At 42.0% G+C, this 14,692-nt stretch carries 15 protein-coding genes; 1 reads left to right on the plus strand and 14 read right to left on the minus strand.

Annotated elements, in window-relative coordinates:
* Positions 1-67 precede the first annotated feature (67 nt).
* The 8 genes from FJU10_RS00005 to FJU10_RS00040 all read right to left on the minus strand — a co-directional run bounded on the left by FJU10_RS00005 (position 68) and on the right by FJU10_RS00040 (position 6,672).
* Positions 68-1,186 (minus strand): Nif3-like dinuclear metal center hexameric protein, encoded by a 1,119-nt coding sequence (locus tag FJU10_RS00005; RefSeq protein WP_223272932.1) that lies wholly within the window; start codon positions 1,184-1,186, stop codon positions 68-70.
* Entirely contained in the window at positions 1,183-1,878 is a 696-nt protein-coding gene (locus FJU10_RS00010) for a tRNA (adenine(22)-N(1))-methyltransferase (protein WP_140964788.1), read from the minus strand. The genes FJU10_RS00005 and FJU10_RS00010 overlap by 4 nt, the downstream gene beginning before the upstream one ends.
* Before the next feature lie 95 nt (positions 1,879-1,973).
* Positions 1,974-2,435, minus strand: coding sequence for a hypothetical protein (locus FJU10_RS00015; protein ID WP_140964789.1), 462 nt, complete (start codon positions 2,433-2,435; stop codon positions 1,974-1,976).
* Positions 2,436-2,461: 26 nt separating this feature from the next.
* Positions 2,462-3,391, minus strand: coding sequence for a primosomal protein DnaI (gene dnaI / locus FJU10_RS00020; RefSeq protein ID WP_005226006.1), 930 nt, complete (start codon positions 3,389-3,391; stop codon positions 2,462-2,464).
* A complete protein-coding gene (locus FJU10_RS00025; RefSeq protein WP_140964790.1) occupies positions 3,391-4,767 on the minus strand; it encodes a replication initiation and membrane attachment family protein in 1,377 nt (458 codons plus the stop codon). The genes dnaI and FJU10_RS00025 overlap by 1 nt, the downstream gene beginning before the upstream one ends.
* A 13-nt stretch (positions 4,768-4,780) precedes the next feature.
* A complete protein-coding gene (gene nrdR / locus FJU10_RS00030) occupies positions 4,781-5,251 on the minus strand; it encodes a transcriptional regulator NrdR (RefSeq protein ID WP_005226004.1) in 471 nt (156 codons plus the stop codon).
* Between the two features lie 203 nt (positions 5,252-5,454).
* Complete coding sequence (locus tag FJU10_RS00035) at positions 5,455-6,096, minus strand: FusB/FusC family EF-G-binding protein (RefSeq protein ID WP_086292325.1); 642 nt, start codon at positions 6,094-6,096, stop codon at positions 5,455-5,457.
* A 246-nt stretch (positions 6,097-6,342) separates the two neighbouring features.
* A complete protein-coding gene (locus FJU10_RS00040; RefSeq protein WP_008380072.1) occupies positions 6,343-6,672 on the minus strand; it encodes a hypothetical protein in 330 nt (109 codons plus the stop codon).
* Positions 6,673-6,848: 176 nt separating this feature from the next.
* Between FJU10_RS00040 and FJU10_RS00045 the strand changes: the two genes are divergently transcribed.
* A complete protein-coding gene (locus tag FJU10_RS00045) occupies positions 6,849-7,628 on the plus strand; it encodes an ABC transporter ATP-binding protein (protein ID WP_140964791.1) in 780 nt (259 codons plus the stop codon).
* Positions 7,629-7,789: 161 nt separating this feature from the next.
* Here the strand turns inward: FJU10_RS00045 and coaE are convergent, their stop codons facing one another.
* From coaE to murC, 6 genes are all read right to left on the minus strand, one after another.
* Positions 7,790-8,383 (minus strand): dephospho-CoA kinase, encoded by a 594-nt coding sequence (gene coaE, locus FJU10_RS00050; protein ID WP_086292322.1) that lies wholly within the window; start codon positions 8,381-8,383, stop codon positions 7,790-7,792.
* Positions 8,380-9,222, minus strand: coding sequence for a DNA-formamidopyrimidine glycosylase (gene mutM / locus FJU10_RS00055; RefSeq protein WP_140964792.1), 843 nt, complete (start codon positions 9,220-9,222; stop codon positions 8,380-8,382). The genes coaE and mutM overlap by 4 nt, the downstream gene beginning before the upstream one ends.
* 15 nt (positions 9,223-9,237) lie before the next feature.
* Positions 9,238-11,883, minus strand: a complete 2,646-nt coding sequence (polA, locus tag FJU10_RS00060; RefSeq protein ID WP_086292321.1) for a DNA polymerase I — start codon at positions 11,881-11,883, stop codon at positions 9,238-9,240.
* 126 nt (positions 11,884-12,009) lie between these two features.
* A complete protein-coding gene (locus FJU10_RS00065; protein WP_005235771.1) occupies positions 12,010-12,702 on the minus strand; it encodes a Bax inhibitor-1/YccA family protein in 693 nt (230 codons plus the stop codon).
* The gene (locus FJU10_RS00070; RefSeq protein WP_086292319.1) at positions 12,695-13,168 is read right to left on the minus strand and encodes a MaoC family dehydratase; all 474 of its coding nucleotides are present in this window, start codon (positions 13,166-13,168) and stop codon (positions 12,695-12,697) included. Before FJU10_RS00070 ends, FJU10_RS00065 begins: the two co-directional genes overlap by 8 nt.
* Positions 13,169-13,310: 142 nt before the next feature.
* Complete coding sequence (gene murC, locus FJU10_RS00075; protein ID WP_077454527.1) at positions 13,311-14,645, minus strand: UDP-N-acetylmuramate--L-alanine ligase; 1,335 nt, start codon at positions 14,643-14,645, stop codon at positions 13,311-13,313.
* Positions 14,646-14,692: the final 47 nt, after the last annotated feature.

Below are 14,692 nucleotides of genomic sequence, written 5' to 3' on the forward strand. Positions count from 1 at the left end.
GAACGGGTTTCTGTTTTTACATAGTTCAAAAAGCGAGGCAATAAATTTTCGTACATAAATAATTCTCCTATCTATAGTCAAATGGATTTGTTGAAGTGGTGGAAGGAACAAAGGTCACAGCCCAGTTCTCTTCTGCTTTCCACTGGTTGAATTTCTCAATAAACCGAGGAATACATTCCTTTTCGATGTTGTGCCCTGGATCGATCCCGATCAACCCATTGGCTTGCATGTCATGGGCGAAATGGTAACTGATATCGCCAGTGATGTAGACATCCGCTTGATGGCGTAAGGCATCCGAATAAAACGATTGGCCACTGCCGCCGCAAATGGCGATTCGCTGAATTTTTCCAGGTGCATCAGGAAAGCTGACGAGGCGTAAAGCAGACAAACCAAAGCATTCTTTGACACGTGCAACAAACTGATCAAGGGAAAGAGGTTCAGCAAGGTTACCAACCCGCCCGATCCCATAAGTCTTCGGCAAATTGTCTAAGGCATACAGATCATAAGCCGGCTCTTCATATGGATGCGCGGCGATCATTGCCGAAAGCACCTTTTTCTCGATCGTTTCTGGAAAAATGACTTCGATTTTCGCTTCTTGCACCTGTTCTTCTTTTCCAATCTCACCAATCGCTGGATGAGCAGCTTGTTGCGGCGTAAAGCGACCGGTGCCAATCAAGGAATAGCTGGTATTTTGATAATTGCCTTGCTGACCGGCGCCAGCTTTACCTAATGCCTTTCGTAACGCTGGTGCCGATTCAACAGGGGTAAAAACAGCTAGTTTCTTCATTTTTACTTGATGGGTTTGCTTCAAATACGTGTCGGGTTCAACTTCTAATAGTTCACAAAACCAATCGTTCAAACCATCTTCAATAATATCCATATTGGTGTGGGCAGCGTAAACGGCGATATCATGCTTGACGAGATCCATCAACATCTTTTGTTGCGGATCATCTGTCAGCAAGCGGTTCAAAGGCCGAAAGATCGGTGGGTGTTTGGCAATGATCAAGTCGATCTTTTTCTCGATGGCTTCTGCCACCACTTCTGGACGTACATCAAGAGTCATCATGACTCGCTCGAGCGGTTTGTTTAATGTGCCAACATGTAGACCAACAGGATCGCCTTCTTCTGCCAACCATAACGGGCAGTATGCTTCAAAGCGTTTGATAAATTCTTGACCAGAAATCATGCCAACACCTCCTTGACCCATTCGATTTGTTCCTTCAATTCATTCATTTTCTCAGCAGGTGGTTCTTTGGCTTTCTCTAACTCTTTGACCACTCGTTGACGCTGCTTCAATTCATGCTGCCATTTTTTTAGGAAAACTGGATTTTTTTCTTTTAATAAAAAAGGACCAAAAAATAATTGCTGGGTCGTGTACGTCGCTTTTCCAGTTTCCGCAACGATGATTTCATAATTTTTATCATTTTCTTCTAACAGCACTTCATGAATGATCGTAAAATTGTGATCAACAAGCCATTCCCGCAAGGTCCTTTCGCCAACATTCGGTTGTAAGACCAAACGTTTGACCCCCGCTAAGCGATTTTTCCGGCTTCCTTCTTCTAAAATCGAACGTATCAGTGTGCCGCCCATTCCAGCAACAACAACCGTGTCGATCTCATCTGCTGGCTGAATAGCGTCCAATCCGTCTGCTAAGCGCACCACGATCTTCTCTGTGAGCCCGTTTTTACGTACTTGTTTACTGGCAGAATCATAAGGTCCTTGAACGACTTCTCCAGCTACAGCATAAGTGATTTTGTTCTGCAGCATTAATGCCACAGGTAAATAAGCATGGTCGGAGCCGATGTCGGCGATACGTGCTTGGTCGGGAATTTGTTCGCCCACGCAAGCCAAACGATCCGATAATGCATGTTCGTTCATATTGTCACTCCTTCTTTCGTAGTATAACACGCTTTCCAAAAATAGAAAAAAATGTGCGTCTTGACTGTGGTGCCATTGCCAAGGCGCACATTGCATTAATCCTTCACTAATTCAACCTTTTGAATCGAGTTGCCGGGAATTTGCGGTGGGATCGACATCGTCATGATCGGGACGCCTTGCAGCGACACTTGGACCTTGTCTCCTTCAACTAACTCCTCGATCTCTCCTGAATAGGCCTCGACTGGGACATGGAGAATGACCCCATCATTTTGAAAACTTTGGACGACTTGATCCTCATCTTCAACAGCCGCTACGTCTTTCAAAAATAATTGAAAGGTATCATCCGAACCTGCTTGGGCATCTTCTTGGATAATACCAGTAAAAACCGTCGCTGTTTCGCTCTCTGAAGAATTATTGGCAACGGAACTAGCATTCTCACTTGATTCAGAAGGCGTGTTATCGCCACTTGATGCATTGTTGTTTTCGGGACTGCCACAAGCCGTTAAAAGCAGCACTGTTGCTAAGGACAAGCCTAGAATCAGTTGTTTTTTCATCATCTTCTTCCTCCAGTAATAGTCATTTTTTAGGCATCATTTCGTCGATTTTTGCCCGTCATTTGGATCTCTTGTGTCAAGTAACGAATACGCTCCATAATACGTTTGGCTTTCAATGGTTCGGATTCGCCGCGTTGCGTTACCGAAAGATGCTGTTCCAACTCATGCATGGTAAAATTCGAGGTGAAGAACGTCGGGAGTTGCTCTTGCATTCGGTATTGCAGAATCACACCGAAGACTTCATCACGAATCCAACTACTCATCGCATCCGCACCGATATCATCCATCATCAAAATGGGGGCTTTTTTCACTGCATTCAGCTTATCCCCCACCTGATCTTTGCCGATTGCTTGTTTCATCTCTACTGCAAATGTCGGGAAGTGAACCAATGTCGTCGTATAGCCTGCCTCCGCTAAATCTCTGGCGATCGCGCCAAGCAGATAGGTTTTTCCGATCCCAAAACTCCCCACAAAGTACAGTCCTTTATGAAACTCCTGTGGATTGGCTGTCAACTCACTAATAAAATCAACGGCAGCTGCGATGGCCTCCATTCGGCCAGGCGTTTGCTGATAATCTGCAAAACTTGCTTCTTGTATATCTTTAGGCATATCCATCGCTTTGATGCGACTGCGGATCTCTTCTTGTTTCTGATATGCCAGTAGTTCTTTCGTTGGTACATAGGTGACGTCAATAAAATGAAAATTTAACGCTAAGCGCGGCTCATAGCCCGGTGCGATCATGGATGGATCATTGATGCGGAATTTCCGCTTTTCTTGGACGAACTCATACAGTTTCGCATAGCTTTTTTGAATATCTGCTTCGGTCAATACCTCTTCATTTTCGGCAATAAACGCTTTAACATCAGGATCTTGTAAAACCTCTGCCATCATTGCTGAAAACTGATCACGGTAATTGCGTTTATCCAATAGTTTTCCTAAGTTTTTCCCTACATCTTCCATTACTTGTCACCAGCTTTCTTATGCAAGTAGTTTTGCAGTTTTTTATCTAATTCTGCTTGTCGCTCTGGTGTTAATGCTGTCTCTTCCACTGGTTTTTCAGCCCAAGAAGGCAGCTTTTCTTCGCGAATGATTTTTTTTCCGTTGGTTTGTGGTCGGCTGCGCTTTTCCTTGGCACTTCGAACAAGACTCCGGACATGTTTGATCGCATCTTCTGCCGTACCGATTTTTAATTCTGACCACTGAGCGGCAATATTATTCACATAATTTCCTGACAAAGCGGCGTTGTTTTGGACTACCAAAACGTAATGAACCAAAACATTGATCACACTATTCGGCAATGGTGATCGTTCGACAAGGCTTTTGATCAACCATTGTTCTGAATCTGTCATAAAACTGTTTTTCTCCGCTTTGATCGCTTTTAAAAAGGCGATTGGCGCATTGTTTTCACTTTCTTGAATCAATAATACATCATTTTCTGAAAAACCATTCTGCTTTAGTGTATTGAAGCGGCGTAATTGGCTTTCTGCTTGAGGATCTTCCCTTTTTGTTGTTTTCGTGAAGGTCTGCCGCGATTTTTTCATGATCGCTTGCTCCAGCTTCTTCTGATCGATCTCGCCTGTTGTCAAAGAAACATTGTCCGCCATCAAATCCAACAATTCCAACACATCATAGCCGTATAAAGAATGGTATAGAACTAACTTTTGTCGAAAACTTGGCGTGAAATTAGCGGCACGGATATACCGGCGCTGCGCTTCATATAAAAGAAAGTCCCAATCCAACTGCTTTTCGTCAAGCACCAAGTTCGCATTGGTTTCCTGAAAAGAATCACTGACTGCCTGTAGCGTTTCTTCCTGGGAAGCAAAACGAGCGGTATTTAACCCATAAGCGGCTGAGAAGGATTGAGTCACTTCCTGATAATCGGTTAAAGAACATTGTTTTGGTTGATACAGCTTGACCAGTTGATTAAATTTACGCTCCCCGACTCTTTCCAACAAAAGATAAGCATACAATTCATCTTGAAAAAACGCTGCTGGATGAACCGGTTCTTGCAACCAATACAGATACGAGCACCCGTTTTGAGCATCTGCTTTCTCATACGACTTTAGCAAGCCGATGCCCTCTAAGTTTTGCTTGGCTTTTATGAAGCGAGGCATTCCGGCATTCATGGCATTCAAGATATCTAAATGCACCGTCGTTATCGCCTCCTCACCATAAAAGGTTTGGGCTTGGACATCACTTGCGAGTGTCAAATACAATGCTAAAGCATCACTTTCAATAATTGGTTGATACAAATAAATGAGGGCGTCTTTTCCTTCCGTTGTAAGTGGACGGCTTTTAAACACTTTGTACGTTTGATTCGGTAAACTATTGCCCACTTGCTGTCCCCCTCTATTCTTGTGGTTCTTTCGCTTTCTCGACAATGTCTTGCAGTTCTTTTAAGAAAACTGACATGTCTTTAAATTGCCGATACACACTGGCGAAACGAATATACGCGATCTCATCTAAATCAACTAAATCTTCCATCACATATTCACCAATTTGCGTAGTTGAAATTTCGTTTTCTCCAAGAGCACGAACACGGCTTTCAACATGATCGACGATCGTTTCCATCTGATCCATTGTCACTGGTCGTTTTTCAGCAGAACGAATCAAGCCCCGTAAAATTTTTTCTCGGTTAAATTCTTCACGGGCACCATTTTTCTTGATTACAAGAAGGGGTGCCTCTTCAATACGTTCAAATGTTGTAAAGCGATAGCCGCAATTTTCGCATTCACGACGACGGCGAATCACACGTCCATCATCGGCTTGTCGACTATCAACTACCCTCGAATTGTTATGATGACATTTTGGACATTGCATAGTTCCACCTCATTTTCTCTCTTATGCGCTTACGTTTTCACGTAAAGTCATCGATTTCTATGATTAATTATAACATGAAATCCATTGGTACAATAGCCAAAGTGGTTTATTCTGTTCATTTAATACAAAATTTAAATAATGTTATAACTGTTGTTTTTTTCAATGTAAAAAAACGACAGAAATCTTTCTGCCGTTTCATTTCGTTATTTATCTTTCATTTGCAGCAAAGAAACAAACTCATGCAAATTCTCCGGCTGCTCCAACTGCTGATTACACTGTTGACTATCACGGCAAATATAATTTCCGCGTTTCGTATACGTCCCATCGCCGTTGCTCTTGGTCAAAGAAAGAAACATTGACACATTTCCTTCCTGCTGGCACAAGGGACAAATTCCTTTTTTGACTTCCGTTGACACATGACCGTGAAGCCCTGTAAACCCTTGTTCAGTGGCTATGATCATAAACTTACTTTGACTACCGATATCATCCCAGGCAAGATAAGTGGTTTCCTTCAAATCCACGGAAGCAAAATCAGGTACTTTCAGTTTTTTTACTTTCCGAAACATTTTTTCAATTTGCTTCGTTGTCGGCACCTGAAAGGGGCGAACGTATTCTTTAAGTTCAGCTAACAGCTCGTTACTCCGGCTGATCGTCATTCCTGGTTGGAAGAAAGCAGTTAAAATGGCTCGGGGTGCGGTTTCTTCTTCAGGAAAAAATTGTTCAATTGCATCTTTGGTCATCGATTCGACCGTTTTGATCGTTCGAGGGTCATTGACCGATTGATAGGTTCGGACTAATTGGTACACTTGGTGTTTAATCGCGTGAAATTGGTAAGGTTCAATCATTGAAAAGCCTTCTTTCTATTTTCTCATTTATTCTCGCGGCTGTTCTACTTTCTTGACAGTCGTACACAATGCATAAATTAGCATTTGATGACCACCTCCCAATTTCTTTGCTTCTCGCTATGCGATCTTAATGGATTATAATGAGATGTTGAGCAATTGTCAACTGAGCAGTAGTCTCTTGACTCTTCATCCACTCTGGTTAACAAAAAAATGCCTCGTCTAGAAGACGAAGGCATCCGTGTTCAGTTATAATTTATCTTCAATTCCAGTATAATGTTTCAGCTGGTCTGCATCTCGACGATCGGCAGAAGAAATTTTATTGGCATCAGGATTTTCAGCTCGCAACAATTCTTCACTGCTGACATTTTCTGGGGTAGTTCGATCATTGCGGGCATCGCGCTCGTCATTTTGATCTTCTAATTCGTTGACTCTTTTTTGATCGTGCTCTTTCTTGATCTGTCCTTCGTGTGCTTGTTCTTTCCCAGAATGGGCAAGTTCTTCATTATTGGTCCATTCACCGATTTTTTCTTTAGCCTTGCCAACGATCACATCTTTTTCGTCTTTAAAAGTACCCATAGTTTTCATCCCTCCTGTATAGTTTCATCATAACAAGCATTCTGAATTCTGACAAAAGATATGAATGCGATACCAACCGACCAGCGAAATTTGGAAGGATGTGTTATAATAGCAGGTATTATTTTCTGAATATTCTTATAAATGGAGGTGAAGAACCTAATTAGGTTCAATTATCGATGACAGTCCTTGATTTTCAACAGGTTTCATTCATTCGCAACCAGCAATTTTTATTAGAAACTATCAATTGGCAAGTGAAAAAAAATGAACATTGGGCGATTTTAGGCCTGAATGGCGCAGGCAAAAGCTTACTATTGCAACTGATAACAGGAAACTTATGGCCTTCTTCTGGTCAACGAACAGTCCTAGGTGAACGATATGGCAAAACATCTGTCCCGGATCTTCAACGGCGCATCGGTTGGGTTAGTTCCGCTTTACAAAATAAATTTTATGGACGAGATCTTACTGAAGAGATCGTTCTATCTGGGCTTTATTCCAGTATTGGTCTTTATGAAACTTATGATGAAAACCAATTAGACCAAGCAAAAGCGCTTTTGGCTGACTTGGGTCTGACTCATCTGATCCATCGTTCCTATCACGTCCTTTCTCAAGGAGAAAAACAATTTGTCATGATTGCACGTGCCATGATGGCACAACCAGAGATCCTGATTTTGGACGAACCTTGTACGGGTCTTGATTTATTTGCGCGAGAAGAACTGTTAGCACGATTGGAGGCTTTTTCAAAGCTGACAAATACACCCACCATTCTTTACGTTACCCATCATACAGAAGAGTTGCTACCGATTTTCACTCATTTGCTGATGCTAAAAAACGGCAAGGTCCATGCTGCAGGTAAACGAGAGGCCATTTTTACTGAGGAGGTTCTCACTACTTTTTATGATCAGCCGATCCTTCTTCACCCCTTCACAGGTGACCGAATCATTGTGACACCCAAGTAAGAGGTACGCATCAATGCATGGTAAACATTAGACACACAATGATTTTTGCCACAAGTCAACTTTTTTCAGAAACGATAGTTCTTTGTAGGATTACGAAGATTTGCTGTTGTACAAAAAAAGACAGCAGGTTTCCTTTGGTGAAAGGGAACCTGCTGCTTTACCTATTTGTTTATAGATGCAAACCAATCATCGATCTGCTGATTGAGTTGGGCGATCGTTCCTTGATTGTCAAAGACAATATCGGCCCGTTGTTTCTTTTTCTCAATTGACAGCTGACTGTCGATTCGTTGTTGCGCTTCTTGCTCAGTCAACTGATTGCGTGCCATCAACCGCTCTTTTTGAATGGCTTCTGGCACATAAATGACTGCGGTTTGATCCATGTATTGGTCATAGTCGGCTTCATAAAGCAAAGGAATGTCAACGATCAACAATGGCACTTCCTGCTTTTTTTCTTCGATCTGAGACAAAATCTCTTGTCGAATAAAAGGAGATAACGTCTGATTCAGTATCCGGCGTTTCTCTGGATCGTTAAAAATCAAAGCACCAAGGGTTTGCCGATCTAGGTGTCCATCATCGGTCAAAATCTGCGGACCAAAGGCTTGCGTCACCGCCTGCAAGCCCTCCGTATTCGGTTCAACGACTTCTCTTGCGATGATATCGGCATCAATAATCGGTAAACCCAGTGATCGAAAATGCGCGACTGCGGTACTTTTTCCGGTGGCAATCCCCCCCGTGACTCCTAAGACAAAACTCATTTGCTGGACCTCACATGCAATTTTTGGCACTGAGGACAAAAATGTGTCCCCCGTTGGGCAACTTTGATCTTGACGATTGGTGTACCGCATCTGCCACAAGGATTGCCCGTCTGGCCATAGACATTTAATGACATTTGGAATTTCCCGGCTTCTCCTAGTGCATTGAGATAGGTACGAATGGTGGTTCCGCCTGCTTCAACAGCTCGTTCTAAGACATCGATAATTGCTTCATGCAGCACATCTACTTCAGTTGGCATTAATGAATCCGCTGGTTGCTCTGGATGGATTTTCGCTTGCCACAGCGCCTCATCTACATAAATATTGCCCAAACCAGTAACGAGCTTTTGGTCAAGCAATAACGGTTTGATGGCTTTTTTAGACCGCTTCAATCCTTGTTCAAATGCTTCTAATAAAAACAACTCAGGCTTAGGCTCAGGACCTAATTGCATGATCCCTTTATAGGCTGCGCTTTGGTCTTTATCCACTAAGGTCATACGACCAAATTTTCTTACATCATGATAATTTAACTGACTGCCATCTGTAAAATGGAAAATGACATGTGTATGTTTATCAACAATTGGTTCTGACTCAAAATATTCATACTTGCCTTCCATTCGCAAATGTGAGATCAAATCATAATCTATCAATTTAAAAATCAGAAACTTTCCGCGTCGTTCGAATTTTTCAAAGCGTTGCCCTTTCAAAAGCGCCGAAAAGATCGGCACTTCAGGACTTTCGATGATTCGCGGCCACAGGATCTCGACCGATTCGATCGTTTTATTCAAAACAAGTTTTTCAAGTCCTTTACGGACCGTTTCAACTTCTGGTAATTCCGGCACCTCTGTTCACCTCATTTATTTAGCATCGTACCATGTTTTGCCCCAATTGCTGTCTGTCAGTAAAGGGACATGCAATGCAACGGCTTGCTCCATCACTTCTTTCACTAAAGCGTCAAGACGAGGCAATTCAGATTCAGGTACTTCAAAGACTAATTCATCGTGTACTTGCAGCAGCATCGTTGCTGCTAATTTTTCTTCTTTCAAACGTTTCGCCAGATCGATCATGGCAATTTTTAAGATATCCGCCGCACTGCCTTGAATCGGTGTATTGATGGCAGTTCTTTCGGCAAAAGTTCGAATATTGAAATTGCGCGAATTGATATCAGGTAGGTAACGACGGCGATGATACAAGGTTTCAACGTACCCTTTGTCCTTCGCCTCACGAACGACATCCTCCATATACGTTTTCACCCCAGGATACTTTTCAAAATACGTATCGATGTATTGTTGGGCGGCTTTTCTGGTGATTCCTAGATTCTGGGATAAGCCATAATCAGAAATACCATAAACGATACCGAAGTTGACTGCTTTGGCTTGACGACGCATATTTGGTGTCACATCTTCTGCTTTTTCGATACCAAAGACTCGCATCGCTGTGCTTGAGTGGATATCTTGACCTTCGATAAAGGCTTCTTTCAAATGGGTATCATCTGAAATATGTGCCAACACCCGTAATTCGATTTGAGAGTAGTCAGAAGAATAGATCACCCAATCAGCTTCGCGTGGCACAAAGGCTTCGCGGATCTTTCGACCTTCTTCTAAACGAATCGGAATATTTTGTAAGTTTGGATCGACAGAACTTAAACGACCAGTTTGGGTCAAGGTTTGCACATATCGTGTATGGACTTTGCCATCTCCTTGGATCACTTTTAATAAACCTTCTACATAGGTTGATTGGATCTTAGCGATTTGACGATAAGTCAAAATGTCTTCAACGATCGGTGCTTGCTCTTTTAGTTGTTCTAACACATCGACTGCGGTCGAATAGCCAGTTTTGGTTTTTTTGATAACTGGTAAGCCCATTTTTTCAAATAAAATCACACCCAATTGTTTTGGTGAGTTTAAGTTGAAGGTTTCACCAGCTTCGGCATAGATTTTTTCTTCAATTTCATGCAACCGTTGCGCAAATTCGCCCTTCATCTGATGCAAGCGAGACGCATCAACTTTGATTCCAGTGATCTCCATCTCAGCTAAAATCATTGATAAAGGCAATTCCATTTCTTCAAATAGCGCTGTTTGATTCTTCGCTGCCAATTCTTCTGTAAGTTTTGGGGTTAGGTTTGTAATCGCCGCTACTTTACGGGCTAAATGAGCAAAGAAGTCTTCCTCATCCGCCGGCAGCCCTTTTTTCGCGCCTTTTCCATAAATCGCTTCATCCGATTGGATCGCATCATAGCCATAGTGAGCGGCAACACCTGCGATGTCATTATTCGTATCATTCGTGTCTAAAAGATAAGCTGCCAATAAAACATCAAAAGCGATTCCTTTTGGTGCTGTCGTGTACCGGTTTAACGCCACGTACGTGCGTTTGGCATCATAGACGAATTTTTTACGTTTCTCGTCTTTTAACCAATCGGTAAAGACTGGACTTTCAAACAATTCTTCACGATTGCTGACATAAATTTTTTCTTGATTGCCCCAAGCAACACCGACGATGTCTTCCAAATGATAGTTATCCCCCATCATCTCGACATACAATGCTGTGTCTCCCTGGAACATATCCTCCGTTACTTCTTCAACGACCGAAAACAAAATGTCTTCCATCTCAACTGGTTCAGCTGTAATCTGCAGCTTATCTAAGAAGCTATTAAAGTTCATTTCTTGGTAGAATGGCACCAATTTCTCTAAATCTTTGCCTTCATATTTGAGTTTGTCGACATCGACCTCAATGGGCGCATCCACATCGATGGTTGCTAATTGTTTTGAAAGAAAGGCGATCTCACGATCATTGATCAAGTTTTCTTTCATCTTGCTTTTTTTCATTTCATCGATGTGTTCATAGATCCCCTCAACAGAGCCATATTCTTTCAATAGCTTGATGGCTGTCTTCTCACCAATTTTGGTGACGCCGGGAATATTATCGGAAGCATCGCCAGCTAGTCCTTTCATGTCGATGATTTGTAAGGGCGTTAGGCCGTCATATTTTTCAGCCACATGAGCGGGCGTATAACTTTCAATTTCGCTAACTCCTTTGACCGTAATGTCAACTTTCACGTGCTCCGTTGCCAGCTGGGTCAAATCGCGATCGCCAGATAAAACGACGACATCAAATAGCTCTTTATCGACTTTATTTGCCAATGTGCCAATGATATCATCGGCTTCATAGTTATCTAATTCGTAGTATTGAACACCTAACGCGTTGATCAATTCGCGAATGTAAGGCATTTGTTCTTTAAATTCCCCAGGGGTTTTTGAACGTCCACCTTTATAATCTTCATACATCGCTGTCCTGAAGGTGGTTTTTCCAGCATCAAAAGCCACTAAAACATGTGTTGGCTGTTCTTTTGCCATCACATTTTCAAACATAGTATGAAACGCATAGATGGCATTTGTGTGCAGCCCATTGGCATTTTTAAACCGTTCTAATGAATTATGCAACGCAAAAAACGCACGGAAAGCCACACTATTCCCATCAACGAGTAGTAATTTATTTTTTGGCATTTGATTACTCCTTTTCTCAAAAAGTTCCTCTTTATTCTATCAAAGAACGGGCACAAAAGCGATGAATTGCTTTGTTTTCTCTCTCATTTTATACAAAAAAAAGCGAGTTCCTCTCGCACTTTTTTTTTAGTTGTTTTTTCCAAATATTCGCAATAACGCAAGGAATAAGTTGATAAAATCTAAATACAGTTGTAGTGCCATGAAAACGGCCACTCCAGTATTTGCGCCACCATTCGTTGCGAAGTATACATTGCGGATTTGTTGATTGTCATAAGCGGTGATTCCCATAAAGACAAAGACGGTCACGATCGATAAAAAGAAATCAACCGGTTGACTGCGTAAAATAAATACATTCAAGAGCGTCGAGATGATGATCCCGATCAACAGACCATAGCCGATACGTCCAACCACACTTAGATCACGTTTGGTCATGATCCCAAATGCTGACATGACACCAAAAGTGACAGCTGCGGAAACAAATGCCCCCACGATCGATCCAAAGTCATAGATCATCAGTGTCACAGACAAGGTCAATCCATTCAAGAGCGAATAGACTAAAAAGCCAGCAACGGTCAAGGACGGATTTTTCTGCGCCTTCACACCTAATACAATAACTAGAATGATCTGTAAGATCCAAAGACCGGTAAATCCTAGCGGAAAATTGTCGATAAATTGCAGGGTTTGCGCTTTGAAGACTTCCCCAAAAATATAGGCCGAGATCGCACTGATCGCAAGCCCAACGCCGAAGAATAAATACACTTTTGAATAAAAGCGATTTAAGCCTTGGGCTTGGACAGTTTCATTGTTTAAATTATTCATCTTGTTCTTCCTCCTCATTTTCTGCTACTGTTTTTGGCGGCTGGACCATGACCACAGCATCTAAAATACGATGATCTTCTGTGTTGATCGCTTCAACCGAAATAGTTACCACGTCTTTCATTTTATCCACTTTGATCACTTCGAATTCAAAGGTCAACGTTTCATAATGATATACAGGTTCAATAAAGTTTACCGAAAAATTGACTACATGAGAGCCAGGACCAGGCAAATGTTTCGATACGGCACTAGTGATGATCCCCATCAACATGATGGATGGCACGATGGGACGCTGATACTCAGTTTTTTGCGTGTAGTCATGTTGTATATACAAAGGATTTGCATCATTAGTAAGCCCTAAATATAACAACAGTTGATTGTCTTCGATCGATTCTGTTAAGGATAACGAATCGCCTTCCTCGATATCTTCAATACTTTTTCCTATTTTTCGCGGTTTCCCTATATTCAAAATTTAATTCCTCCAAAAAGAATAGTTTCATCTGAGTATATTCTATCAGATGCCGACAAAAGTGCAAGTTCGCGGTGCTGCTTTTGCAAAAACTTCAAAGGTAAAAAAACTCTTGCAGCAAACACGCCACAAGAGTCTTTGATTACAATACGTTACGAGTTGTATTGCTTAATAGTTTTTCATAGGCTGTTTCAAATTTTTGCACATCGCCTGCTCCCATGAAAATCACGACAGCATTTTGATGATCCAATAGCGGAGATACGTTCTCTTCTTTGATCACAGTTCCGCCTTTTTGAATTTTATTGCCTAGATCTTCAATTTTAACATCTCCTCGTGATTCACGAGCAGATCCAAAAATGTCACATAGATAGACATGGTCTGCAAGATCCAAGGCTTCCGCAAATTCATCCATTAAAGCGATCGTACGAGTAAAGGTATGCGGTTGGAAGACAGCAATTATTTCTTTCTCTGGATATTTTTGGCGAGCGCCATCGATCGTTGCTTTGATTTCTGCAGGATGATGGGCGTAATCGTCTACGATCGTCATATCCGCTACAATTTTTTCACTGAAGCGACGTTTCACTCCAGGAAATGAAATCATCTCCGCAGCAACTTCTTTCATGTCCAATCCTTCTTTGTAAGCAACAGCGATCACACTGAGTGCGTTGTTGATGTTATGTTGACCAAAAGCTGGCAAGACAAAATGGCCAATATTTTCACCATGGATAAAGACGTCGAACTCTGAACCTTGGGTGGTGCGTTCAATGTTTTTAGCTTGCACATCGTCGTTATCGTTGACGCCGTAATAGTAGATTGGGACATCTGCTTCAAGTTTACGCAAGTATTCATCATCCCCAAAAGCAAAAATGCCTTTTTTCACTTGATTTGCCATCGATTGAAAGGCTGAGAAGACATCTTCAATCGAGTGGAAGTAGTCTGGATGATCAAAATCGATGTTGGTCATAATTGCATAATCCGGTGAATAGGCTAAGAAATGACGACGGTATTCACAGGCTTCAAACGAGAAGAATTCCGCATCGGGTTCCCCATGACCGGTACCATCGCCAATCAAGAAACTTGTGGGACGGATGCCGCTTAAGACATGAGAAAGCAAGCCTGTCGTACTGGTTTTCCCGTGAGAGCCCGTCACAGCAATACTCGTATAGGGCTGAATGAATTGGCCGATAAAGTCATGATAACGAGTAACTTCTAAGCCAAGTTCTTTGGCTCGTACGATTTCTTCGTGGGTATCAGGGAAAGCATTTCCTTGGATAATGACCATTTCTGGTTGAATGTTTGCTTTATCGAAAGGCAACAATTTGATCGCTGCTTTTTCTAGATCACGTTGAGTGAAGAAATATTCTTCCACATCAGAGCCTTGTACTTGGTAGCCTTTTTCGTGCAGAATCAAAGCCAATGAACTCATACCGGAACCTTTGATTCCAACAAAATGATGTATTTTGTTTTGATTTTCCATTATTATAATCCTCTTTTCTCAAATCCGCGTCGTAAAAAAACGCGTGT

Origin of the sequence: Enterococcus sp. OL5 (genome assembly GCF_006491895.1) — a bacterium.
GTDB lineage: Bacteria > Bacillota > Bacilli > Lactobacillales > Enterococcaceae > Enterococcus_D > Enterococcus_D innesii.